General features: G+C 63.9%; 19 protein-coding genes. 18 read left to right on the top strand and 1 reads right to left on the bottom strand.

Annotated elements, in window-relative coordinates; all coding sequences use genetic code 11:
• The first annotated feature begins 96 nt into the window (after positions 1–96).
• From AC1DEK_RS00850 to AC1DEK_RS00860, 3 genes are all read left to right on the top strand, one after another.
• On the top strand, positions 97–1038 hold the full coding sequence (locus AC1DEK_RS00850) for a CysB family HTH-type transcriptional regulator (RefSeq protein WP_478123307.1): 942 nt from the start codon (positions 97–99) through the stop codon (positions 1036–1038).
• Positions 1035–2207: a pyridoxal phosphate-dependent aminotransferase gene (locus AC1DEK_RS00855; protein ID WP_478123308.1), complete on the top strand. Its 1173-nt coding sequence runs from the start codon at positions 1035–1037 to the stop codon at positions 2205–2207. The genes AC1DEK_RS00850 and AC1DEK_RS00855 overlap by 4 nt, the downstream gene beginning before the upstream one ends.
• 110 nt (positions 2208–2317) lie before the next feature.
• Complete coding sequence (locus tag AC1DEK_RS00860) at positions 2318–2476, top strand: DUF3309 family protein (protein ID WP_478123309.1); 159 nt, start codon at positions 2318–2320, stop codon at positions 2474–2476.
• Between the two features lie 59 nt (positions 2477–2535).
• Here AC1DEK_RS00860 and hrpA read toward each other — a convergent pair whose 3' ends face one another.
• Complete coding sequence (hrpA, locus tag AC1DEK_RS00865) at positions 2536–6321, bottom strand: ATP-dependent RNA helicase HrpA (RefSeq protein WP_478123961.1); 3786 nt, start codon at positions 6319–6321, stop codon at positions 2536–2538.
• A 136-nt stretch (positions 6322–6457) separates the two neighbouring features.
• Here hrpA and argA point away from each other — a divergent pair, with 136 nt between their 5' ends.
• The 15 genes from argA (at position 6458) to AC1DEK_RS00940 (ending at position 24729) form a co-directional block, all read left to right on the top strand.
• Positions 6458–7804 (top strand): amino-acid N-acetyltransferase, encoded by a 1347-nt coding sequence (gene argA, locus AC1DEK_RS00870; RefSeq protein ID WP_478123310.1) that lies wholly within the window; start codon positions 6458–6460, stop codon positions 7802–7804.
• Positions 7805–7827: 23 nt separating this feature from the next.
• Positions 7828–9027, top strand: coding sequence for a succinyldiaminopimelate transaminase (gene dapC, locus AC1DEK_RS00875; RefSeq protein WP_478123311.1), 1200 nt, complete (start codon positions 7828–7830; stop codon positions 9025–9027).
• 8 nt (positions 9028–9035) lie between these two features.
• Complete coding sequence (dapD, locus tag AC1DEK_RS00880; RefSeq protein WP_478123312.1) at positions 9036–9860, top strand: 2,3,4,5-tetrahydropyridine-2,6-dicarboxylate N-succinyltransferase; 825 nt, start codon at positions 9036–9038, stop codon at positions 9858–9860.
• 158 nt (positions 9861–10018) lie between these two features.
• Positions 10019–11167: a PilT/PilU family type 4a pilus ATPase gene (locus tag AC1DEK_RS00885; RefSeq protein ID WP_478123313.1), complete on the top strand. Its 1149-nt coding sequence runs from the start codon at positions 10019–10021 to the stop codon at positions 11165–11167.
• Between the two features lie 19 nt (positions 11168–11186).
• Entirely contained in the window at positions 11187–12362 is a 1176-nt protein-coding gene (dapE, locus tag AC1DEK_RS00890) for a succinyl-diaminopimelate desuccinylase (protein ID WP_478123314.1), read from the top strand.
• A complete protein-coding gene (gene prmB, locus AC1DEK_RS00895) occupies positions 12359–13222 on the top strand; it encodes a 50S ribosomal protein L3 N(5)-glutamine methyltransferase (protein ID WP_478123315.1) in 864 nt (287 codons plus the stop codon). The genes dapE and prmB overlap by 4 nt, the downstream gene beginning before the upstream one ends.
• Before the next feature lie 39 nt (positions 13223–13261).
• On the top strand, positions 13262–15283 hold the full coding sequence (locus AC1DEK_RS00900) for an ABC-F family ATP-binding cassette domain-containing protein (RefSeq protein ID WP_478123316.1): 2022 nt from the start codon (positions 13262–13264) through the stop codon (positions 15281–15283).
• Positions 15284–15296: 13 nt separating this feature from the next.
• On the top strand, positions 15297–15854 hold the full coding sequence (locus AC1DEK_RS00905; RefSeq protein WP_478123317.1) for a hypothetical protein: 558 nt from the start codon (positions 15297–15299) through the stop codon (positions 15852–15854).
• A 186-nt stretch (positions 15855–16040) separates the two neighbouring features.
• Positions 16041–16274 carry a hypothetical protein gene (locus tag AC1DEK_RS00910; protein ID WP_478123318.1) on the top strand — a complete coding sequence of 78 codons (234 nt, stop codon included), beginning with the start codon at positions 16041–16043 and terminating at the stop codon, positions 16272–16274.
• Between the two features lie 162 nt (positions 16275–16436).
• Complete coding sequence (locus AC1DEK_RS00915; RefSeq protein ID WP_478123319.1) at positions 16437–20747, top strand: GAF domain-containing protein; 4311 nt, start codon at positions 16437–16439, stop codon at positions 20745–20747.
• Between the two features lie 96 nt (positions 20748–20843).
• A complete protein-coding gene (locus AC1DEK_RS00920; RefSeq protein WP_478123320.1) occupies positions 20844–21200 on the top strand; it encodes an STAS domain-containing protein in 357 nt (118 codons plus the stop codon).
• Positions 21200–21637: an ATP-binding protein gene (locus AC1DEK_RS00925; RefSeq protein ID WP_478123321.1), complete on the top strand. Its 438-nt coding sequence runs from the start codon at positions 21200–21202 to the stop codon at positions 21635–21637. Before AC1DEK_RS00920 ends, AC1DEK_RS00925 begins: the two co-directional genes overlap by 1 nt.
• A gap of 86 nt (positions 21638–21723) precedes the next feature.
• Entirely contained in the window at positions 21724–22350 is a 627-nt protein-coding gene (locus AC1DEK_RS00930; protein WP_478123322.1) for a hypothetical protein, read from the top strand.
• 19 nt (positions 22351–22369) lie between these two features.
• Positions 22370–24232: an OmpA family protein gene (locus AC1DEK_RS00935; RefSeq protein ID WP_478123323.1), complete on the top strand. Its 1863-nt coding sequence runs from the start codon at positions 22370–22372 to the stop codon at positions 24230–24232.
• Positions 24233–24234: 2 nt separating this feature from the next.
• Positions 24235–24729 carry a Rab family GTPase gene (locus AC1DEK_RS00940; RefSeq protein WP_478123324.1) on the top strand — a complete coding sequence of 165 codons (495 nt, stop codon included), beginning with the start codon at positions 24235–24237 and terminating at the stop codon, positions 24727–24729.
• Positions 24730–24731 lie beyond the last annotated feature (2 nt).

Consider the following 24731-nt stretch of genomic DNA (forward strand, 5'->3'; position numbering starts at 1 on the left):
CCGAATCCTGATTTCGGGCTGATTTCGAGCTGATTCCCGGCTGATTTTTATAGATTGCGAAGGCATAATAAATTCCTAAATAAGACGGAATTCGTTATGAATCTTCACCAGTTCAAGTTTGTTCAAGAGGCGGTGCGGCGCAACCTCAATCTGACGGAAGCCGCCAAAGCGCTGCATACCTCGCAGCCCGGCGTGTCCAAAGCCATCATCGAACTCGAAGAAGAATTGGGCGTTGAGATCTTTGCACGGCACGGCAAGCGCCTGAAGCGCGTCACCGAACCAGGGCAGCATGTTCTCGCCAGCATCGAGCTGATCATGCGCGAGGTTGGCAACCTCAAGCGCATCGGCGAACAGTTCAGCGCCCAAGACAGCGGCACGCTGTCGATCGCGACCACCCATACGCAGGCGCGCTATGTACTGCCCGTGCCGGTCGCCAAGCTCCGCGAGGCCTACCCCAAGGTAAACGTCAGTCTGCATCAAGGCTCGCCCGATCAGGTGGCGCGCATGGTGATCGACGAGATCGCCGAGATCGGAATCGCAACGGAGTCGCTCTCCGACTACACCGACCTGGTGACGATGCCCTGCTATGAATGGCAGCACGTACTGGTGCTGCCCAAGGGGCATCCGTTGGCCGACAGGGAACGCATTTCGCTGGAGGACCTGGCGACCGAACCGATCATCACCTATCACCCTTCCTTCACCGGCCGCACGCGCATCGACCATGCCTTCGCCCAGAAGAAGCTGACGCCCCGAATCGCACTCGAAGCCATCGACTCGGACGTGATCAAGACCTACGTGCGGCTCGGCCTCGGCGTTGGAATCGTCGCCGAGATGGCGGTGCGCGATGATTCCAACGCGGACCTCGTCGTGCGGCCCATGGGCCACATCTTTGGCACCAACATCGCGCGCGTGGCGTTCAAGCGCAGCGCCTATCTGCGCAACTTCGTCTTCAAATTCGCCGAGCTGCTTTCAGACCGGCTCGATCGCAACCTGATCGCCAAGGCCTTGAGCGGTCATCATCAAGACTACGAACTGTGAGCACCCGTACCGTGACTGCCCGTACACCCCAAGTCGAGACCAAGCTGCCCGCCGTCGGCACGACCATCTTCACCGTCATGTCGGCACTCGCGTCCGAGAAGAACGCGGTGAATCTTGGGCAGGGCTTTCCGGACTTCGGCTGCGATCCGAAGCTGCTCCAGGCCGTCACGGATGCAATGGGCGCGGGCCACAACCAGTACCCGCCGATGCCCGGCATCCCGGCGTTGCGCGAGGCGATCGCGTCGAAGATTGCGGCCTTGTATGGCCACAACTACAACGCGCAGACCGAGATCACGATCACGGCGGGCGCGACGCAGGCGATCATCACGGCAATCCTCGCCGTCGTGCGGCCGGGCGATGAAGTCATCGTGCTGGAGCCCTGCTATGACAGCTACGTGCCCAACATCGAACTTGCAGGCGGCACCGTGGTGCGCGTGCCGCTCACGCCGGGGACCTTCCGCCCCGACTTCGACAAGATCGCCGCCGCCATTTCGCCGCGCACTCGCGCCATCATCGTCAACACGCCGCACAACCCGAGTGCAACCGTGTGGACCGAAGAGGAAATGCGCCGCCTCGAAGAACTGCTCGCACCGACCGATGTCCTATTGATCAGCGACGAGGTGTACGAGCACATGGTCTACACCGGTGCGCGCCATGAAAGCGCGGCGCGCTTTCCGGACCTTGCCGCGCGGACCTTCATCGTGAGCAGCTTCGGCAAGACCTATCACGTCACAGGCTGGAAAGTCGGCTATGTCGCGGCGCCGGCGTCGCTGACGGCTGAGTTCCGCAAGGTGCATCAGTTCAACGTGTTCACCGTGAACACGCCGATGCAACACGCGCTCGCCAGCTACATGGCCGACCCTGCGCCGTACCTTGAACTCCCCGCCTTCTATCAGCGCAAGCGCGACCTGTTCGCCGCGGGGCTGGCAAAGACGCGCTTCAAGCTGCTGCCGAGCGCCGGCACGTACTTCCAGTGTGTCGACATCAGCGCGGTGAGCGACCTGAACGAATCGGATTTCTGCCTTTGGCTGACCAGCGAAATCGGCGTCGCGGCAATCCCTCTGTCGGCCTTCTACGGCGATGCGTTCGACCAGCGCGTGGTGCGCTTCTGTTTCGCCAAGAAGGACGAAACGCTCCACAGCGCCCTGGATCGACTGGCGCGGCTCTGACAGGAACGGTAGGAGAGTCCTGACCGCCGGAGGGGGCGCCTTCCGGCGATGAGATCGCACTCCTTCGATGACCATGGTCTCCTACAAACATTTCGCCCTAGGAGAAGTCCATGTCCCTGTCACTCATTCTGCTGATCATCCTGATCCTGCTGCTCATTGGCGCACTGCCGAGCTGGGGGTACAGCCGCAGTTGGGGTTACGGGCCTAGCGGCGGCCTCGGGCTGGTGGTTCTGGTGGTCATCGTGCTGCTCCTCATGGGGCGGATATAGCAACAAAGACACGCTCACTGGCGTGACCGAACAAAGCCCGCCTCTCGGCGGGCTTTTTTTCAGCTTTCGAGTTGCGCCCAGAGCTTGTCGAGCCGCTTCACGCTCACGGGTTGTGGTGTGCGCAGTTCCTGCGCGAAGAAGCTCACGCGCAGTTCTTCAAGCAGCCAGCGGAATTCGCCCATTCGCTCGTCTACCGCGCCTTTACGGTCGGCGAAAAGACGCCAATAGCGTTGCTCCTGAGGCCGCAATTCGGCCAGGCGCTGCGCGTCGCGCGCCGGGTCGCCGCGCAGCTTGTCCAGCCGCAGCGTGATGGCCTTGAGATAGCGCGCGAAATGCTGCAGTCGCGGCCAGGGCGTATCGACGATGAAGCGCTTGCCGACCAGCCTCTGCAATTGCTGCGCGGCATCGGCAGTCGCTGCGGGCTGACTCTTCGTGTCCTTGATCTTGCGGACCGCGACCGCGTATTCGGTCAGGATGACGCCAGCCAGCCGAGCGACTTCATTCGCAATCAGCGTCAGTCGCCCTCGCCCCTCTTCCACACGTCGCTTGAAGCTGGCTTCATCGGTTGGCAAGGGGTCCTGCAGGAATGCGCGGTCCAGCGCCACGTCGATGATCTGCGCGCGCAGCTCTTCGGACGTTCCCAGCGACATGAACGCGACCGCCATCTTCTGCAGGTCGGGGATGTTCTTCTCGAGGTACTTGAGCGCATCCTTAATCTGCAATGCAAAGAGGCGGCGCAGTCCGCTCCGGTGCTTGGCGGCTGCAATGGCAGGTTCGTCGAAGACCTCGATCATCACCGCGTCGCCATCATCGACCAGCGCCGGGAAGCCGATCAGCGATTGCGAACCTCGCCGCACCTCCATCAATTCGGGCAGCTCGCCGAAAGTCCAGGCGGCATAGCGCTGGCCGGCTGGCAGTGCGGGCGCTGCCGGGGGCGCTTCGATCTTGCGTGAATCGTTCGTTCGGCCTTCGTTCGGCGCCCGTTCATCAGCCGCTGGTGCAACCTTGACGTTGAGCCCAGCCAGCGCCTGGAAGGCACCTCGGGCCTGGGTGCCCCACTCTGCTTTCAGGGCGCCCAGATTGCGGCCCATGCCAAGCTGGCGCCCATGTTCGTCCACCACGCGCAGGTTCATGAACAGATGCGGCGGCAGCATGTCCAGCTTGAAGTCGGCCCGCTTCACGTCGAGGCTGGTCTGGTCGCGCACGCGCTTGAGCAGGACGTCCGTCAGCGATCCATGGCCGAAGATCTCGGGCGCGGAGAGTTCTTCGGCCAGACGCGCAGCCGATTCGGGCAGCGGCACCAATCGGGCGCGCGGCTTCTGGGGCAGGCTCTTGAGCAGCGCCTGGATCTTGTCCTTCAGCATGCCGGTCACCAGCCATTCGCAACGCTCTTCGCTCACCTGGTTCAACACGAACAGCGGCACCGTGACGGTGAGCCCATCCCGGGTGTCGCCCGGCTCGTGCAGATAGGTCGCGGCACAGTCCACACCGCCGAGCCGCAAAGTCGGCGGAAACGACTGCGTGGTGATGCCTGCCGCCTGGTGCCGCATCAACTCATCGCGCGTCAGGTGCAGCAGTCGCGGTTGGGCCTTCGACTGCGCTCGATACCAGTTCTCGAAGGTCATGCCGCTCGACACATCAGGCGGCACCTGCGCGTCGTAGAACGCAAAGATCAGTTCGTCGTCGACAAGCACGTCTTGCCGCCGCGACTTGTGCTCCAGCCCTTCGACTTCTCGAACCAGCTTTCGATTGGCCGCAAGAAAGGGCAGCTTGCTTTCCCATTGCCCACCTACCAGCGCCTCGCGAATGAAGATCTCGCGCGCGGCGACAGGGTCGACCTTGCTGAAATCGACACGCCGGCCGCTGTAAACCACCAGGCCATACAACGTGGCACGTTCCAACGCCGCAACCTGCGCGCCCTTCTTTTCCCAATGCGGATCGAGCAGTTGCTTCTTGAGCAGATGGCCGGCCACTTGTTCGAGCCACTGCGGCTCGATGTTTGCGATGCCGCGCCCGAAGAGGCGCGTGGTCTCGACGAGCTCGGCGCAGACGATCCACCGACCGGGCTTCTTCTTCAGATGCGCACCGGGATGCCGGTAGAACTTGATGCCCCGCGCGCCCAGATAAGCCTCGTCATCCTCGAGCTTCCAGCCGACGTTTCCGAGCAGCCCAGAGAGCATTGAGAGGTGCAGCCCTTCATAGCCAGCAGGCTGTGCGTTGATGCGCCATTTGTGCTCCGTCACCACCGTGAGCAACTGCGAATGGATGTCGCGCCATTCGCGCACACGACGCACGTTGATGAAGTTCTGGCGCAGCAGTTGCTCGTACTGCCGGTTGCTCAATTTGTGCGTGTCGCCGTGGCCGCCTCGCGCGTCGTGGATCCACTTCCACAGCCGCAGGTAGCCGCTGAACTCGCTCTTCTCGTCGTCGAACTTGGCATGGGCCTGGTCGGCCTGCTGCTGGGCATCCATGGGACGATCGCGAACGTCCTGCACCGACAACGCACTCGCAATGACCAGCACTTCTTCGAGCGCACCGCGCGCACGCGCCTCCAGGATCATTCGCCCGACTCGCGGGTCGAGCGGCAGCTTGGAAAGCTCGGCACCCGTGGCCGTCAGTTCGTTGGCATCATCGACGGCACCCAATTCATTGAGCAACTGGTAGCCGTCCGCGATCGCCCGCCGCTGCGGCGCTTCGAGAAACGGAAAGCGCTCGACGTCGCCCAGATGCAGCGACTTCATGCGCAGGATCACGCCGGCCAGCGACGAGCGCAGGATTTCCGGATCGGTGAAGCGTGGCCGTCCCTCGAAGTCCTTTTCGTCGTACAGCCGAATGCAGATGCCGTTCGCCACCCGCCCACAGCGCCCCGCGCGCTGGTTTGCCGCGGCTTGGCTGATCGGCTCGACCAGCAGTTGTTCGACCTTGCTGCGGAAGCTGTAGCGCTTGACGCGCGCGGTGCCCGTGTCGATCACATAGCGAATGCCCGGCACCGTCAGCGAGGTTTCGGCGACGTTCGTCGCCAGCACGATGCGACGACCGGTATGGCCATCGAAGATCCGGTCCTGCTCCGCCTGAGAAAGTCGGGCGAACAGCGGCAGGACCTCGGCGTTGCGCAGCACCGGCTGGTGGCTCAGGTGCTTGCGAAGATGGTCGGCCGCCTCCCGGATTTCCCGTTCGCCAGGCAGAAAGACCAGGATATCGCCCGCATTGTGCGGGTCACGCCACAGCTCATCCACGCCGTCGGCGATAGCATCGTTGAGGTCGTAGTCACGCGATTCCTCGAAGGGCCGATAGCGCTGCTCCACCGGAAAAGTGCGCCCGGAGACCATGATGGTCGGTGCGGGCCCCTTCACTGATGAGAAATGCTGCGCAAAACGGTCCGCATCGATGGTGGCCGAAGTCACGATGACCTTGAGGTCCGGACGGCGCGGCAGGATCTCGCGCAAGTAGCCCAACAGGAAGTCGATGTTGAGCGAACGCTCATGCGCCTCGTCGATGATGAGCGTGTCGTAGGCTTTCAGCAGCGGGTCGGTCTGCGTTTCGGCCAGCAGGATGCCGTCCGTCATCAGCTTGACTGAAGCATCGCGCGACAGGCGGTCCTGAAACCGCACCTTGAAGCCGACCACATCGCCGAGCGGCGTCTTCAACTCTTCCGCAATGCGCTTGGCGACGGACGAGGCGGCGATCCGGCGCGGCTGCGTATGGCCGATCAGCCGGCCCTTGCCGGGCGGGGCGTTGAGCTTGCCCCGACCGAGCGCCAGCGCGATCTTGGGCAATTGCGTGGTTTTGCCCGAACCGGTCTCGCCGCAGACGATCACGACCTGGTGCGCCTCGATGGCGGCCATGATTTCGTCGCGCCGGGCCGACACCGGCAGGGATTCAGGGAACTCGATTCGAAGAGGAGACGAAGACAAGGCGAGCAGTTCGGGGAAAATCGACGATTATCTTGCGCCCCGCCTTTTCGCCCCCTTCTACCCGCCAATGTCCACCGTCTTCAACTTCACTTTCGTGCCCTGGTTTCGCTCGGTGGCGCCCTACATCCACATGCACCGCGGCAAGACCTTCGTGGTCGCCATGGCCGGCGAGGCGATCGCCGCCGGCAAGCTGGCGAACATCGCGCAAGATTTGGCCCTGATCCAGAGCATGGGCGTCAAGGTGGTGCTGGTTCACGGCTTCAGGCCTCAGGTGAACGAACAACTGCGCGCCAAGGGCCACCAGGCGAGGTACTCGCACGGCATTCGCATCACCGATGAGGTCGCCCTGGACTGCGCGCAAGAGGCCGCCGGCCAACTGCGCTATGAGATCGAAGCGGCTTTTAGCCAAGGCCTGCCGAACACGCCCATGGCGGGCTCCACCATTCGCATGATTTCGGGCAACTTCATTACTGCGCGCCCTGTGGGCGTTGTCGATGGCGTCGATTTCCAGCATTCGGGCCTGGTGCGCAAAGTCGACGCGGCGGGTATCCGCCAGGCGCTGGCTTTCGGCGCCATGGTGCTGATGTCGCCTTTCGGCTTCTCGCCCACCGGCGAAGCTTTCAACCTGACCATGGAAGAAGTTGCGACCAGCGTCGCCATCTCTATCCAGGCGGACAAGCTGATCTTCCTGACCGAGGTTCCAGGCATTGCACTCGACACGACCCAACCCGTCAGCGAGGACAACCCGATCGACACCGAATTGCCGCTCGATGCCGCCAAGAAACTCCTGGCGACGCTGCCGCCGGCGCAACGGCCGACGGATACGGCCTTCTATCTCCAGCATTGCGTGAAGGCTTGCGAGGCCGGGGTCGAGCGCAATCACATCCTGCCTTTCAGCGTCGATGGCTCGCTCTTGCTTGAGGTGTACGTGCACGACGGCATCGGCACCATGGTGATCGATGAAAAGCTCGAATCGCTGCGCGAAGCCACTGCGGATGACATCGGCGGCATCCTGCAGCTCATCGAGCCGTTCGAGCGCGACGGCACGCTGGTGAAGCGCAGCCGCACCGAGATTGAACGCGACGTCGGCCAATATTCGGTCATCGAGCACGACGGCGTGATCTTCGGGTGCGCGGCGCTGTACCCCTACCCGGAAGCAAAGACGGCTGAAATGGCGGCGCTGACGGTGTCGCCCCAATCACAGGCGCAGGGCGACGGAGAACGCATCCTCAAGCGCATCGAACAGCGCGCAAAGGCGCAGGGGCTCGAAAGCATCTTCGTGCTGACGACGCGCACCATGCACTGGTTCCTGAAGCGGGGCTTCCAGCAAGTCAACCCCGACTGGCTGCCCGAGGCCCGCAAGCGCAAGTACAACTGGGACCGCAAGAGCCAGGTGCTGGTGAAGAAGCTCTGAAGGCCCCCCGGATAATTCCGACCATGAATCCCCTGCTCGCCAAACTGCAGCCTTACCCTTTCGAGCGGCTGCGCCAACTCTTCGCGGGCGTCACGCCCAACCCTGATTTCGCGCCGATCAGCCTCGGCATCGGCGAGCCAAAGCATCCGACGCCGCACTTCATCAAGGAGACGCTCTCCAGCAGCCTGGGCGCCCTCGCGGTCTACCCGGCGACGGCGGGAGAACTGAAGCTGCGGCAATCCTTCACCGGCTGGCTGAAGCGGCGGTATGGGCTCGAACTGGACCCCGCCACGCAGGTGCTTCCGGTGAATGGATCGCGCGAGGCGCTTTTCGCGTTGGCGCAGACCGTGGTCGATGCAACGCGATCGCCAGCGCCTGTGGTGCTTTCGCCCAACCCGTTCTATCAAATCTACGAAGGCGCCGCCTTCCTGTCGGGCGCCGAGCCGTACTACGTGCCCAGCGTGCCCTCACGCAACTTCGCTGTCGACTGGGACAGCGTGCCCGCGGACGTCTGGGCGCGCACGCAGCTCGTGTTCGTCTGCTCGCCCGGCAATCCGACCGGCGCAGTGATGCCGCTGGACGAATGGCAGAAGCTCTTTGCCCTCTCTGACCGCTACGGCTTCGTGATCGCCGCGGACGAGTGCTACAGCGAAATCTATTTTCGGGACGAAGCTCCGCTGGGCGGGCTCGAAGCGGCGGCGAAGCTGGGCCGCAATGATTTCCGCAACCTCATCGCGCTCACCTCGCTTTCAAAGCGCAGCAACGTGCCGGGCCTTCGCAGCGGTTTCGTGGCCGGTGACGCCTCGATCATCAAATCCTTCCTGCTCTATCGCACCTACCACGGCAGCGCAATGAGCGGCACGGTCGCAGCGGCGAGCATCGCGGCCTGGAACGACGAAGCCCACGTGATCGAGAACCGGGCCCAATACCGCGCCAAGTTCGCGGCCGTGACGCCGCTGCTCGAGCCGGTGCTCGACGTTCGCCTGCCCGACGCGAGCTTCTATCTCTGGGCGGGCATCCCCGCCGCGTGGCAAGGCGACGACGAAGCCTTCGCCCGCGCGCTCTACGCTCAATACAATGTGACGGTGCTGCCCGGCAGCTATCTCGCCCGCGACGTCGCCGGCTCGAATCCCGGCCGCGGGCGCATCCGAATGGCGTTGGTAGCCGACACCGCCGAGTGCACGGAGGCCGCCGAGCGCATCGTGAAATTCATCCAGAACTGAGCTTTTCCATGACCCAACAACTCCAGCAGATCATCGACGCCGCGTGGGAAGACCGCGCCAATATTTCCGCCACCAGCGCGCCGAAGGAAGTCCGCGATGCCGTCGAGCACGTGATTGCCGATCTCAACAACGGCTCCCTGCGCGTCGCGACCCGCGAAAGCGTCGGCCAGTGGACGGTGCACCAGTGGATCAAGAAAGCCGTGCTACTGTCGTTCCGCCTGCGCGACAACGAGCAGATGCAGGCCGGCTCGCTGGGCTTCTATGACAAGGTGCCGACCAAGTTCTCGCACCTGTCGGCCGGCGAACTGAAGGAAGCCGGCGTGCGCATCGTGCCGCCGGCCGTCGCGCGTCGCGGCAGCTTCATCGCCAAGGGCGCGATCCTGATGCCTTCGTACGTCAACATCGGCGCCTACGTCGGCGAAGGCACGATGGTCGATACCTGGGCCACGGTGGGCTCCTGCGCACAGATCGGCGCCAACGTGCACCTTTCCGGCGGCGTCGGCATCGGCGGCGTGCTGGAGCCGTTGCAGGCCGGCCCGACCATCATCGAAGATAACTGCTTCATCGGCGCGCGCTCCGAAGTGGTCGAGGGCGTGGTGATCGAAGAAAACTCCGTGCTTTCGATGGGCGTCTACATCGGCCAGAGCACGCCCATCTATGACCGCACGACCGGCGAAACCAGCTACGGTCGCGTGCCAGCCGGTTCGGTCGTCATCAGCGGCACCTTGCCCAAGGACAACGGCAGATACAGCCTCTATGCCGCCATCATCGTCAAGCGCGTGGACGCGCAGACCCGCGCGAAGACTTCGCTGAACGACCTGCTGCGCGACTGAATGAAACCCCTGCCCCCGGCTGCGCGCAGCGCGCCCGTCCCAAGGCCGCCGCGGAACCGGCTTTGCCGGGCCGCTGGCGGCGCCCCCGGCAGGGGGTGGGCGGCTACACGAAGTGAGCAAGCCTGGGGGCGAGCAACTACACCTAGGAGAGAGAGCCGATGAACACGATGGAGAGAATTCTTCGTTTGATGGCCGAGCGCAAGGCGTCCGACATCTACCTTTCGGCCAACTCCCCGGCGCTGATCCGGATCAACGGCAATTGCATGCCGATCAACGCGCAAGTGCTCCCGCCCGAGGCGCCCCTCAGCCTGCTGGCCGAAGTCGTCCACGAAAGCCGCGTCGCCGAACTTGAACGCACCGGCGAACTCAACATGGCAATCGCCCTGGACGGCGCCGGCAACTTCCGCATCAGCGCCATGCGCCAGCGCGGCAGTTACGCAGTCGTGGTGCGGCACATCGCCTCGGTCATTCCGTCCTTCGATGAGCTGAATCTTCCGGAAATCCTGAAGACGCTCGTGATGGAGAAGCGCGGACTCATCCTGATGGTTGGCTCGACCGGCGCGGGCAAGAGCACGACCCTCGCCTCGATGCTCGACTATCGCAACGAGAACGCGACCGGGCACATCCTGACCGTCGAAGAGCCGATCGAATTCACCTTCACCAACAAGAAGTCGATGGTGAACCAGCGCGATGTCGGCAGCGACACGCAATCGCTGCAGATCGCGCTGAAGAACGCGCTGCGCCAGGCGCCCGACGTGATCCAGATCGGTGAAATCCGCGACCGCGAGACGATGACGGCTGCCATCGCCTACGCGCAGTCGGGCCACCTTTGCGTCGCCACGCTGCACGCCAACAACAGCTATCGGGCGCTGAACCGCATCCTGAGCTTCTACCCGGTGGAAGTGCGGGCGACGTTGCTGGGTGACCTCAGCGGCGCCTTGCGTGCAGTGGTCGCCCAGCGTTTGCTGCGCACGCCGAACGGCGCGCGTGTGCCGGCGCTCGAAGTGCTGCTGAATACCGCTCTAGTGGCCGAGCACATCACCAAGGGCGACTTCTCCGCGGTCAAGGAAGCGATGGAGCAATCGATGGCCGAAGGGTCGCAAACCTTCGAAGAAGACATCGCCCGCCTGATCACCGAAAATCTCGTCACTCGCGAGGAAGGTCTGGCGCAGGCCGATTCGCCCACCAACCTCATGTGGCGCCTGCAGAACCGCAAGGCACCTGCCGCGCGGCACGAAGAACGCTCCATCCTCGAGCAGGTCGAGGAACCCACATTCACGGACATCACGCTCGACGTGCGTCTGTGAGCCCAATTTCGCAATTTCGATGTCCCGAACGCTCCAGCTTGCCGAACAACTGATTTCACGTCCTTCAGTCACTCCCGATGACGCGGGGTGCCAAGGCCTGATCGGCGAACGGCTGGCGCGGCTCGGATTCCGGCTCGAAACCATCGAAAGCGGCCCTGCGGACTTCCGTGTGACCAACCTTTGGGCGATGCGGCCGGGTGCCTTGGGCCAGGCGTCGCGCACCATCGCCTTCGCAGGCCATACCGATGTGGTGCCGACGGGCCCGCTCGAACAATGGACCAGCCATCCTTTCACTCCCACGCACCGGGACGGCAAGCTCTACGGCCGCGGCGCATGCGACATGAAGACATCGCTCTCGGCCTTCGTCGTGGCCATCGAGGAATTTCTCGCCACCACGCCCGATCCTCGGCTGTCGCTCGCCCTGCTGCTGACGAGCGATGAGGAAGGCCCGGCCACCGACGGTACGGTCGTGGTTTGCAATGCGCTGGCTGAGCGCGGCGAGCGCATCGACTACTGCATCGTCGGCGAACCGACAGGCGTCGAGCGCTGCGGCGACATGATCAAGAACGGCCGCCGCGGCACCATGAGCGGCAAGCTGACGATCAAGGGCGTGCAGGGCCATATCGCCTACCCACATCTGGCAAAGAATCCCGTCCATGCGTTCGCACCCGCGTTGGCCGAACTGGTCGCCATCAATCAGGCCGGTGGCTGGGATCCCGGCAACGCCTACTTTCAGCCGACCAGCTGGCAAGTCAGCAACATCCACGCGGGCACCGGTGCCAGCAATGTGATTCCCGGCGCAGCGGTGGTGGACTTCAACTTCCGCTTTTCGACCGAATCCACACCCGACTCGCTTCAGAAGCGGGTTCAAGCGGTGCTGGATGCGCACGGGCTTGACTACACGCTGGCCTGGACCGTTGGCGGCTTGCCCTTTCTCACGACGCCAGGCGAACTGGTCGCGGCCGTGCAGCAGGCCATCCGCGACGAGACAGGCATCGAGACCGAACTGTCGACCAGCGGCGGCACCAGCGATGCGCGCTTCATCGCCAATATCTGCAAGCAGGTGGTGGAACTCGGGCCCACGAACGCGAGCATCCACAAGATCGACGAGCACATCGCGGTCGCCGAAATCGAGCCGCTGAAGAACATCTATCGCCGCACATTGGACAGGCTCGAAGCACTGCTTCACGCATGAGCACCGTCATCGAACTGATCGAGGCCGGCGCCAGACAGCTGGCCGATGCGGGCGTTTCGTTCGGCCACGGTACGAGCAACGCTTTCGACGAAGCCGCGTGGCTCGTGCTCTGGAGACTGAGCCTTCCGCTCGACGAACTGGACAGCGTGGCCGATCGCCCTGTGGCGCCCGCCGACGCGGCGCGCGTCGCAGCGCTCTTTGCCCAGCGCATCGAGACGCGCAAACCCGCCGCGTATCTGACGAAAGAAGCTTGGCTTCAAGGCATACCCTTCTACGTCGACGAACGCGCGATCGTGCCCCGCAGCTTTATTGCCGAACTGCTGGCGGACGGCAGCATCGACCCTTGGCTTGGCGAACATACGCGGAACGTGCTCGACCTTTGCACCGGCAATGGCAGCCTGGCCGTGCTGGCGGCGATGACCTATCCGGACATCACCGTCGATGCGGCGGATCTGTCCACGACGGCGCTCGAAGTCGCTGCAATCAACGTGACGCGGCACCAACTCGATGCGCGCATCGCGCTGATCGAGTCCGATGGATTGGCGAGCGTGCGCGGGCCGTACGACCTGATTCTCTGCAATCCGCCGTACGTCAACGCGCAGAGCATGACCGCGCTGCCGGCCGAATACCGTGCCGAGCCCGAACTGGCGTTGGCCGGTGGCGCCGACGGCATGGACTTCATTCGCCGCCTGTTTGCCGACGCGCCAGCGCACATGAGCGAATCCGCCGTGCTGGTGCTCGAGATCGGCAACGAACGCCCTCACTTCGAAGCGGCCTTTCCGCAACTCGAAGTGATGTGGCTCCCCACGAGCGCCGGAGAAGACCAGGTCCTGCTGGTCCCGCGCGAATCCCTGCTGTAGAAACACCCCCAGGCTCGCCGCATCTTGGCGGGCACCGACATGATCACCCTCAAGAACGTCATCCTGCGCCGCAGCGCCAAAGTGCTGCTCGACGGCGCCAGCGTCACCATCAATCCCGGCGAAAAAGTGGGTCTGGTCGGACGCAACGGCGCCGGCAAGTCGACCTTGTTCGCGCTTTTCAACGGCACGCTGCATGAAGACGGCGGCGACTTCTCCATGCCCAAGCAGTGGCGCATGGCGCAGGTCGCGCAGAACATGCCCGAAACCGACGAGTCGGCCACCGACTTCGTCGTCGGCGGCGACACGCGGCTCGTCGAACTGCGCGAAACGCTGGCGCTCGCCGAAGCCGGCCATGAGGCCGATCCGGACGATCACGACATGGGCATGGCCCTGGCTCATGCGTACACAGACCTGGCGGATGCGGGCGAGCACGACGCCGTGCCCCGCGCGCAGGCGCTGATCCTCGGACTCGGGTTCAAGGCGCACGAGCTTGAGCATCCGGTCAACAGCTTCTCCGGCGGCTGGCGCATGCGCCTTCAGCTGGCGCGCGCGCTGATGTGTCCGAGCGACCTGCTGCTGCTTGACGAACCGACCAATCACCTGGATCTGGACGCGCTGGTCTGGCTCGAAGCCTGGCTGCAGAAGTACGCCGGCACGATGATCGTCATCAGCCACGACCGCGAATTCCTCGACGCCGTGACCGATGTGACCCTGCATATCGAAAAAGCCAAGCTCACCCGCTACGGCGGCAACTACAGCGCTTTCGAATTGCTCCGCGCCCAGCAGATGGAACTGCAGCAAGCCGCCTTCGCCAAGCAGCAGGACAAGATCGCGCACTTGCAGAAATTCATCGACCGCTTCAAGGCCAAGGCGAGCAAGGCCAAGCAGGCGCAGAGCCGCGTCAAGGCACTGGAGCGGATGGAAAAAGTGGCGCCGCTGCTGGCGGAGGCCGACTTCACTTTCGAGTTCAAGGAGCCGGGCAACATCCCCAATCCGATGCTCTCGATCAGCGCTGCGAGCTTTGGCTATCAGAGCGAGGACGCGCCGCCCAAGGTCATCCTGACGGGCGTGAATCGTTCGGTGCTGGCCGGCCAGCGCATCGGCATCCTCGGCGCAAACGGCCAGGGCAAGTCGACGCTGGTGAAGACGATCGCGCGCGAAATGGGTGCTCTCGCCGGCACCGTCACCGAAGGCAAGGGCCTGAACATCGGCTACTTTGCCCAGCAGGAACTCGACGTGCTTCGTCCGCAGGACACGCCGCTCGAACACATGGTCCGCATGGCGCGCGAACTCGGCGCCTCGGTCAAGGAGCGCACGGGCGAGCAGGACTTGCGCGGCTTTCTCGGCAGCTTCAACTTCAGCGGCGACATGGTGAAGCAGGCCGTCGGAACCATGAGCGGCGGCGAGAAGGCGCGGCTGGTGCTGGCGATGATGGTCTGGCAGCGCCCCAACCTGCTGCTGCTCGACGAGCCGACCAACCACCTCGATCTGGCGACGCGCGAAGCTCTCGCAGTCGCGCTGAACGAGTTCGAAGGCACGCTCATGCTGGTGAGCCACGACCGCGCGCTGCTGCGTTCGGTGTGCGACGAGTTCTGGCTGGTCGGCCGGGGCAAGGTCGGCGACTTCGATGGCGACCTGGACGACTACCAGCGTTACTTGCTGGACGAGGCAAAGCGTCTCCGCGAAGAAGCCAAACTGGCTACCCGCGAAGCCGCCGCCGAGGTGGCCGTCGCACCACCAGTGCAGGCCGCGAAAGCGCCGGCACCGGCTGCGCCGGAGACTTCCCTTTCAGGCAAGGACCAGCGCAAGCAGGATGCGCACGAGCGTCAGCAACGCAGCGAGCAGGCCAAGCCGCTCAAACGAGAGCTCGCGCAAATCGACCAGCGGCTTGCAGCTGCCGGCAGCGAAAAGGCAGCGATCGAAGAACGAATGGTGCAGCCGCTGGCCGCGGCCGAGATCGCGGACGCGGGCAAACGGCTGAAGGCGCTCAATGACGAGATCGAGCAGCTCGAGGAACGCTGGCTCACCCTTTCGGGCCAACTGGAAGCGCTCGCCGCCTGATAATGACGGCGGAATGTCTTCCGCCATCGATCTCGCCCAAGGTGATCCGCAACTGATTGCGGCAATCCGCCGCAGCCGCCGCCTGCTCGGCCGCAAGGCCTTGATGGCCGCCGCGGTGGGTGCGGTGCCGATCCCCGGCATTGACTGGGCGGCCGACGCCGCCCTCCTCTCGCGCGTGATTCCGCAGATCAGCGCCGAGTTCGGGCTGTCGGTGACGCAGCTCGACCGCCTCGCGCCCTATGACCGCGAGCGAATCCAAAAGGCTGCATCCGCGGTGGGCGCCTTGCTTGTCGGGCGGCTGCTCACCCGGGAGCTGCTGATCAAGCTCGCGCGCCATGCCGGTTTCCGGATGACTGCCAAACAGGCGGCGAGATACGTTCCCATCGTTGGCCAAGCCGTGTCCGCGACACTCAGTTACGCGGCACTGCGAGCGCTGGGCGAATTGCACATCAAGGATTGCGTCAAGGTGGCGTTGTCCGTCCGTCACCTGTTGCCGCCGCCGTCCGCGCCGCCCGTGCCATCCCGACCTTCCCGTCTGGGCTCTGCGTGGAGTCGACTCGGATTGCGCTAGCACCCCCCGGGTTGTTTATCCATGACGCCCTGTTGGACTCCGGCGACATTCAGTGCAACACATTTGTGAGAGCGGTGGATAATGCAACAAAGCCATAGGGGTCAGGCTGATGTCAGTTCTTGGGAGCGTATGTCGGATCAAATCAAGATCCACTCCGCACGACGGATTTTCGGAGGAGCGGAACTTATGAATGAGACAGACCTTGCAGCGTCGGTAGAGCGACTGATGGCCCGAGTCGATTACTACCTGCACTGCGAATTGGACGAAGAGTACGACCACGACAAACCGGACACTGCGCGCCGGCTGCTGGAAGCCGCACTTCGCCAGGAACTGATCCGTGCCGGCGCGGTGGGCATCGTCTCCAGCATTTCGAGTTCGCGCCAAGCGTCGATGCAAGACGACGACGCCGCAACCCGCTGAACCACCCTTGGCAAAGCATCCCATCAAACAGGTCGCATCAGCGGCCTGTTTTGCTATGGAGCCCTGAAAGAGGGCTCGTGCAGGAAGCCTCTTGGCCGCTAGACTGCACGCCGTGTGCGCCCCCCGCGCATCAACCCGCTGATCGTTGAAGGCAAACGCCCCATGGCTGAGTCCCGATCTCGACCCCTGTCGAAGCATGCGCCACGCGCCGACAGCAAAGTGCGCAATCCGCGCGAGCGGCTGCTCGACGTCGGACTTCGATTGAACGCACTCCGCAGGGCCGACGAAGTTTCACGACTTCTGGTCAGCGAAGCCGCCGAGGTCGTCGGCGCACAGCGCGTCCTTCTCGTGCTCGAAACCGCGACTGGCCTGATTGCTGCCGGAGCATCGCTGCCCCGCCGCGAAAGTGCTGCCCATCTGCTCGACGCCGTCCGACCTTGGCTGGCCGAGACCGCCCGCACTCGCAAGGCGAGCCTGCGCCATGGGCCGCAGGGCGCCCAAGCCATTGAACAGCGCTCGTGCCTCATTGCGCCCTTGGTCGCGGAACGCGAACTTCTGGGTTACCTGTACGCAGACGTCGAAGGCCCTACCGGCCGTTTCGATCACGCAGACTGCGACTTGCTCGAGACCCTCGCGCGCCAAGCCGCGAGCGCGTTGGCAAACATCCGCATCCGGGAGGGCCTCCGGCGCGAGTTGGCCGATCGCCAGAGTGCGCTCGGCCAGCGCACCAATGAGCTCGCTCTGATCAACAGCATCCAGCAGGGCATGGCGGCCAAGCTGGGCTTCAAGGCCATCGTCGACCTCGTGGGTGACAAGCTGCGGGAGCTGTTCGACACCGGCAATCTGAACATCGTCTGGTGGGACGACAAGACCAACATGGTTCAGGTGCTGTACCGGTACGAGCACGGCCGTCCCCTCCCCCTGATGCCGGCGCGATCGCTGCAGCCGGACGAGCCGATAGCGCAATTGCTGCGCACGCGCCAAAGCGGTGCTGCCAACACGCGCGAGGAGCAGACGCGATTGGGCCTTCGTCCTTCACCGGGGACAGACTGGGCGCTTTCGGTCTGTGCCGTCCCGATCATCGGCAGCGACCGCGCCTTGGGGATCATTGCGCTGCAGAACCATGAGCGCGAATACGCGTTCGGGCCGCATCAGCTGCGGCTGCTCGAAACCGTGGCGGCAACCACGGGTCTGGCGCTGGAGAACGCACGCCTCTTCGATGAAACAGAGCGTCGCGGCCGAGAGATGGCGGACGCCCTGGCCCACCAGACGGCCGCGGCGGAGGTGCTGCAGGTCATCGGCAGTTCGGTCGCGGATCCGGGCCCGGTGTTCGACAAGATCCTCGAATGCTGTGCGCGGCTTTTCGACGGCAGCTCTTTCGCGTTGATGATGGCTGACAACCAGGGCAATCTCGAACTCACGCGTTGGTTGATGACGGCGACCGGCCGCGCCTCCATCCAGGGCGAACGCCTGGCGGAGTTTGCAGAACTGATGCAGTCGCACTATCCGCTGTCGTTGGCAGGGACCTCTGCCGAGCGTTCGTTTCAAACGGGCGATCTCGTGGAGATTCCGGACGTCTTGAACGATCCGAACGCGCCTTCGGTCTTGCGCCACCATGCCGAGCACGCCGGGACGAGCTTCGCCAATCTCTCGGCGCCTCTCATCTGGGAAGGCCGGGGCATCGGCATCCTGAGCATGCAGCGGACGGAAGTCGGCCCGTTTCGGCCGAGCGAGCGCGCCCTGCTCAAGACCTTCGCAGACCAGGCGGTCATCGCGATCCAGAACGGGCGCCTGTTCAACGAAACGCAGGTCGCACTGCACAAGGTCGAAGAGCGCACGGCCGAGCTGACCGAGTCGCTCGAATACCAGACGGCCGTCAGTGACGTGCTGCGTGTCATCAGCGAATCTCCCAGGGACGTGATGCCGGTTTTCGAGGCCATCCTGGACTGCACCATGTGGCTCTTCGAAGGTCCGACATCGGCGATCTTCACCTACGACGGACAGCTGGTTCGTCTGGCTGCGACGCGCAACTGGTCCGCACAGGCGCTGGAGTCCGCGCGTGCGCTCTGGCCCGCCCCGCCCGACCCTCATCAGATGAACGGGCGCGTCATCCTCGAACGGCGGGCCGTGACCAACGTAGACGCATGGGCCGACCCGACCTACGACCGGACGCTGGCAAGCACCGGCGACAGGCGCCGGATGATCTGCGCGCCGATGCTCAAGGACGGCGTGCCCGTCGGAGCGATCTCCACCGCCTGGCCCGAACCCGGCGAAACCCCGCAGCGGCAGATCGACCTGCTCAAGATGTTTGCCGACCAGGCCGTGATCGCCATCGAGAACACTCGGCTCTTCAACGAGACGCAGGAAGCGCTGGAGCAGCAGACCGCCACGGCCGACGTGTTGCAGGTCATCAGCGAGTCGATGGAGAACGCGCAACCCGTTTTCGACAAGATCCTGGAAAGCTGCCAGCGGCTGTTCTCGGGCGCGCAGCTCGGCATTTCGCTGATTGGCGACGACGGTTTGGTTCACCTGAGCGCGCATCGCGGCTCCGCACGCGAATCGCTCGAAAAATACTATCCGCGACCGATCGATCATTCGGCGATCGGCACCGCCATGGCCGGCCCTGAAGTGCTGCACATTCCCGATGCGCTCGGCGAGCCGCACCTGCCCGCATTCATGCGGGAGATTGCCGAACAGATGGGCAACTACGCAATCATGATCGCGCCGCTCCTGTGGGAGGGCAAATACATCGGATCGATTCACGTCACGCGCCAGCCGCCCGAGCCCTTCGCGGAGAAGGAAATCAAGCTGCTGGAAACCTTTGCGGACCAGGCGGTCATCGCGATCCAGAACGCACGGCTTTTCAATGAAACCAAGGAAGCGCGCGCCGCAGCCGAAGCCGCGAACGAAGCCAAAAGCGCGTTCCTGGCCACCATGAGCCACGAGATCCGCACGCCGATGAATGCCGTCATCGGCATGAGCGGCCTGTTGCTCGACACGCCGCTCGACGCCGATCAGCACGACTATGTTTCGACGATTCGCGACTCGGGCGATGCGCTGCTGACCATCATCAACGACATCCTCGATTACTCGAAGATCGAAGCCGGCCGGATGGACATCGAGTCGCACCCGTTCGATCTTCGCGAATGCGTGGAGTCCGCGCTCGATCTCGTGAGCACTCGCGCAGCCGAGAAGAAGCTCGACATCGCGTATGTATTCGAAGGCGACGTGCCGCTGGGCGTGAGCAGCGACCTCACGCGCCTGCGGCAAGTCCTGCTGAACCTGCTGAGCAATTCGGTCAAGTTCACGGAAACGGGTGAGGTGGTGCTGACAGTCAGCTCCAATCCCCTGCCGACCGGCAAGGTCCACCTGACTTTTGCCGTGCGCGACACGGGCATCGGCCTCTCTGCGGAAGGCATGAGCCGGCTCTTTCAATCTTTCTCTCAGGCGGACTCCAGCACCACCCGAAAGTACGGCGGCACCGGCCTCGGCCTTGCCATCAGCAAGCGGCTGGCCGAACTGATGGGCGGAACCATCTGGGTCGAAAGCGACGGACCGGGCACGGGCTCAACCTTCTTCATGACCATGGAAGCGCAGGTCGCCGAGACGCCACCGAGCAAGCGCCGCGTCTTTGCCGGCGTGCAAGCCGAGCTGCAAGGCAAGCGTGTGTTGATCGTGGACGACAACGCAACCAACCGCCGCGTGCTCACGCTCCAGACCGCGAAGTGGGGCATGGATTCGCGCGACGTCGAATCGCCGCTGGAGGCACTGCGCTTGCTCGAACAGGGGCAGCAGTTCGATCTCACGATCCTCGACATGCACATGCCGGAGATGGACGGCAGCGAACTGGCGCGGCGCATTCGTGCCAAGCATCCGACTCTTCCGCTCGTGCTCTTCAGCTCGCTTGGGCGGCGGGATATTGGAGGGACGGGCGATGCTGAACCGCTGTTCAACGCCTATCTGTCGAAGCCCATCCACCAGTCGCAACTGTTCGACACGCTGGTCAACCTGCTCGCGCATGAATCGGCTGCGAAGCCCGCGCCCAGCGTCGCGGCCAAGCCGCAAATCGACCCGACGATGGCTGCGCGCCATCCGCTGCGCATCCTGCTGGCGGAGGACAACGCGGTGAACCAGAAGCTTGCGATGCGCCTCCTGCAGCAGATGGGCTACCGGGCCGACCTGGCTTCGAACGGCATCGAAGCGGTCGAATCCGTCCAGCGCCAAACCTATGACGTGGTGCTGATGGATGTTCAGATGCCGGAGCTCGATGGGCTGGACGCGACGAGGCAGATCTGCACCCTGATGGATGCCGAGCGACGCCCGCGCATCGTGGCCATGACTGCCAATGCCATGCAGGGCGACCAGGAGATCTGCATCGCGGCCGGAATGGACGACTACCTCACAAAGCCCATCAGGGTCGATCGGCTGGTCGAAGCCCTTCGCAATGTGCCTGCGCGCACGGACAACGAGTAGAGCGATCGGCCCATCGACGCCGAAATGATTTCGGCGTAAGCTAGAAGAAGGTTCTAACCGACTGGACCCCCATCGATATTCGACCGCGGAGACCGTATGGATCTGAGAAGCGAACAGCTGGCTGACGGTGTCGAAAAGATCAGTCTCGTCGGCCGAATGGACAGCATCGGCGGGCACGACATCGATACCCGCTTTGCCGCGCTGGTGGCGACCCGAAAGCTTCTCGCCGTGGTGGACCTGTCGGAAGTGTCTTTCCTGGCCTCGATCGGCATCCGGACGCTCGTCATCAACGCGAGGGCCCAGTCGATGCGCGGTGGCGGCATGGCGTTGGCCAACCCTCAGCCCCTGGTTGCGGAGGTTCTCAAGATGGCGGGCATCGACTCGATCATCCCGGTGTACCCCGACGTCGACACAGCCTGCAGCGCGCTGATGGCGCTCGCCGAAAGCCGCTGATGTCCGATCACGACGGGGAGCCGAAGGCATCCCTGCTCGTCGGAAGCGAGTTGCGCGAACTCTCGCGCATCAGCAGCTGGATTCAGGATTGGGCGGAGAGCCAGCGACTTTCTCCGAAGCTCGCATTGAAGCTCGATCTCTGCTCCACCGAGGTCGTGACCAACATCATGAACTATGCATGCGGCAATGGTGGGCAGCTCATCTTGCTGCGCCTGGGTTGGCAAGGCGAGAACGTGGCGCTCGAAGTCGAAGACGAGGGAAGCGAGTTCGACCCCCGGAAGGTGCCCGAACCGGCGCGCGCGACCAGCGTCCAGGACGCGCGCATTGGCGGATGGGGCATCCCGATCGTTCGCCGCTTTTCAGACGACCTGAGCTATCGGCACGAAGACGGACGCAATTGCCTGACGCTGCTTTTTAGAGCCGGCAGGCCGCCTTGAATCCATTTCTGTCCATTCCTGCCGCCAGGGATTCGCTTCACCGCGCCGAAAGCGCCACCTCTCAATCCACTACCGAGGAGATTTCGATGGGAACTGCAGCCAACAAACCTTCACCCATGATCGATGCGCAAAGCGCACTGGCGGCTCAAGCGGCGCTGGCCAGCCAAGGCAACGGAGCGGGCGAGACGTCCGGCGTCGACAAGATGCGCGAGTTGCTGTTCGGCAATCAGATGCAGGATTACGACAAGCGCTTTTCGATCCTCGAAGACCGCTTTCAGCAGCGCATGCGCGATCTGGAGACAGAGTCGTCGCGCAGCCTGACCAATCTTGAAACCACGATCAAGAAGCAGCTGGAATCGGTCGCCGGGCAGTTTCGCGAAGAAAAGGATCTGCGGGCCGACGCGGACAAAGAGCTGGAGCGCAGCTTGCGCGATCACACACAGGCACTGGAGAAGCGCCTGGCGCAGGTGTCGGACCAACTGGCGCGCCAGGAACGCGATTTCACGGATCGCCTGAGCCATGAAGTCCAGGGATTGCGCGAAGAGATGCGCAAGCGCCAGGACGACATGCGCACCACCACCGAACGGATGTTCGCCGAGCTCAGCAATGTCAAGACGGACCGCAATCTGCTCGCGGGGCTGTTCGTCGAGATCGCCAAATGCCTGAACCAGGACGCCACGCCGAAGAGCCTCAACGGCGGGGAGCGCGGCTGAGCGCCGGGACGGGTGAGCGGTGAACGCCCGCCTGTCGCTCGCCGCGACAAGCACTCCTGGAAGCGCTTCTGACGACGATCGGAGCAGGCGGCTGGCCGGACTTTTGCTGGAGCTGGCTCGCTGCGTCAACCCCGACGTGGCCGCTACGGAGCCGAGCCGATTGGAGGCCGATCCTCGCCTGGATGCCCTGCGCGGCGTACTGCTCGAACGCGAGCAGGTGGCGCTGGCAAGGCTGCAGCAAAAATTCGACGATCCACGCGAATTCGCCGACGCGGTCGGCGCGGTGCTGCCCGCCGCCTTTACGCTGGCCGCCGAGCAGGACGATCGCCTGGGCCAAGTGATCGCACCCACCGTCGAGCGCGCAACCCAGGCGTCGATCCGGAAGAATCCCGGCACGATGGTCGACATCCTGTACCCGGTCATGGGTCCGGCGATTCGCAAGGCCATCGCCGAGACGCTGGACGGCACGCTTCAATCGGTCAATCAGGCACTCAAGCACAGCCTGTCGTGGCGCGGACTCAAGTGGCGCATCGAGGCCTGGCGCGCCGGCAGCACTTTTCGCGACGTGGTGCTCAAGCACACGGCCGTGTTCAGCGTCGAACACCTCTTCCTCATTCATCGCAAGACCGGCCTGCTGCTTGCGCATGTCGCCAGGGACGATGCGACGACGCGCGATCCACAACTGGTCTCGGCGATGCTGTCCGCGATCCAGGATTTCGTGCGCGATTCGTTTGATGACGCGGGCACGGGCGGCGCGGGCGGCCGCGGCATCGACAGCCTGCGCTTGGGCGACCTGCTGCTCTGGTGCGAGGAAGGCCCGTCGGCTTTTCTTGCCGCAGTGATCCATGGCAATCCGCCCCCGATGCTGCGCACCCAAATCGGCGAAACGCTCGGTGCCATCCACAGTGAGTGGCATGCCGAACTCGACAATTTCCAAGGCGACACCGACCCGTTCGAAGCCGCTGGTGAGCGGATGCGGCCGTGCCTGCTGTCGCAGAGTGCCGAGACGCACAGAAAGTTTTCTCCATTCCTGTGGATCATTCCGTTGGCACTGCTGCTGGCATTGGGCTATTGGCTCGCGCAACGGATCATCGAGAGCCGCCGCATCGATGCGTATGTCTCGGCATTGCAGGACCAGCCAGGCATCGTCGTCACGGCTGCCGACCGCCGCGACGGCAAGTGGCTGGTGTCGGGGCTGCGCGATCCGCTCGCCATGGCGCCGGAGGCGTTGCTGGACAAGGCGCACCTCGACCCTGCGCGTGTCATCGGGCGTTGGGAGCCCTATCAGGCATTGCATCCGGCCATCATGCTGAAGCGACTGCAGGCGACGCTGAGCCCCCCATCGACAGTTCTTCTCGCGCAGGACGGCGGGGGCATTCGCGTCGCCGGCACCGCCACCCAGCAGTGGACGGACAAGGCGCGCAACTACCTGCTGACCTTGCCCGCGGGCGCGCCGAAGGTCGATCTCAGCCAACTCAGGGACGTGGAAGATGCGACCTACGCTCGACTGCGCGACTCGATCCAGTCACAGCTCATTCACTTCGATTTCGGAATGCCGCGACCCGCGGCGGATCAGGAGAGCAAGCTCGATGCCGTTGCAACAGACATGCGCGAATTGGTCCAGGTGGCCCGCAACCTGGGGTTCACCGTGAAGGTAACCATCGTCGGACACGCCGACGCCACAGGCAAGGACACGTCGAATCTCGCGCTCAGCGTGGGCCGTGCGGAAGTCGTGCGTTCGATGCTGCGCGCGCGTGGCATCGACCAGGGATTGCTCGCCGTTCGCGGCGCCGGGCCGCTGGAGCCGCTGAGACCCGGCGCCAGCGAAGACGAACTGTCGATGAATCGGCGCGTGTCCTTCTCCGTAACCGTGGGCGAGTAGCAATGCTGCAAAAGAAAATCTGCCTGCTCGGAGCGTTCGGCGTCGGCAAGACCAGTCTGGTCCGTCGCTATGTCGACTCCATCTTCTCGGATGCCTATCTCACGACGGTCGGAGTGAAGATCGACAAGAAGGTGCTGACTGTCGGCTCGGAAGAGATCGCGCTCATTCTCTGGGACATCGCCGGAGAGGACGAGATCGCCGCCGTGCGCGTGAGCTATCTCCGTGGCGCCGCGGGCTATCTCCTCGTGGTGGATGGCACACGGCCTGAGACGCTGGAGACTGCGGAGTCCATCCAGAAGCGCATCACCGCGGAGATCGGGCCTACGCCCTTCTTCGTCCTGCTCAACAAGGCCGATCTCGTGGAGGACTGGGCACTCCCGCCGGAGCGCATCGAGGTGCTGGAGGCCGCAGGCTGGTCTTTTCGCCGCACCAGCGCAAAGACCGGCGATAGCGTCCAGGAGACCTTCGCGGAACTGGCGGCGCGCCTTGCGCGATAGTC

It is taken from the genome of Variovorax sp. 10N420, from assembly GCF_056394705.1.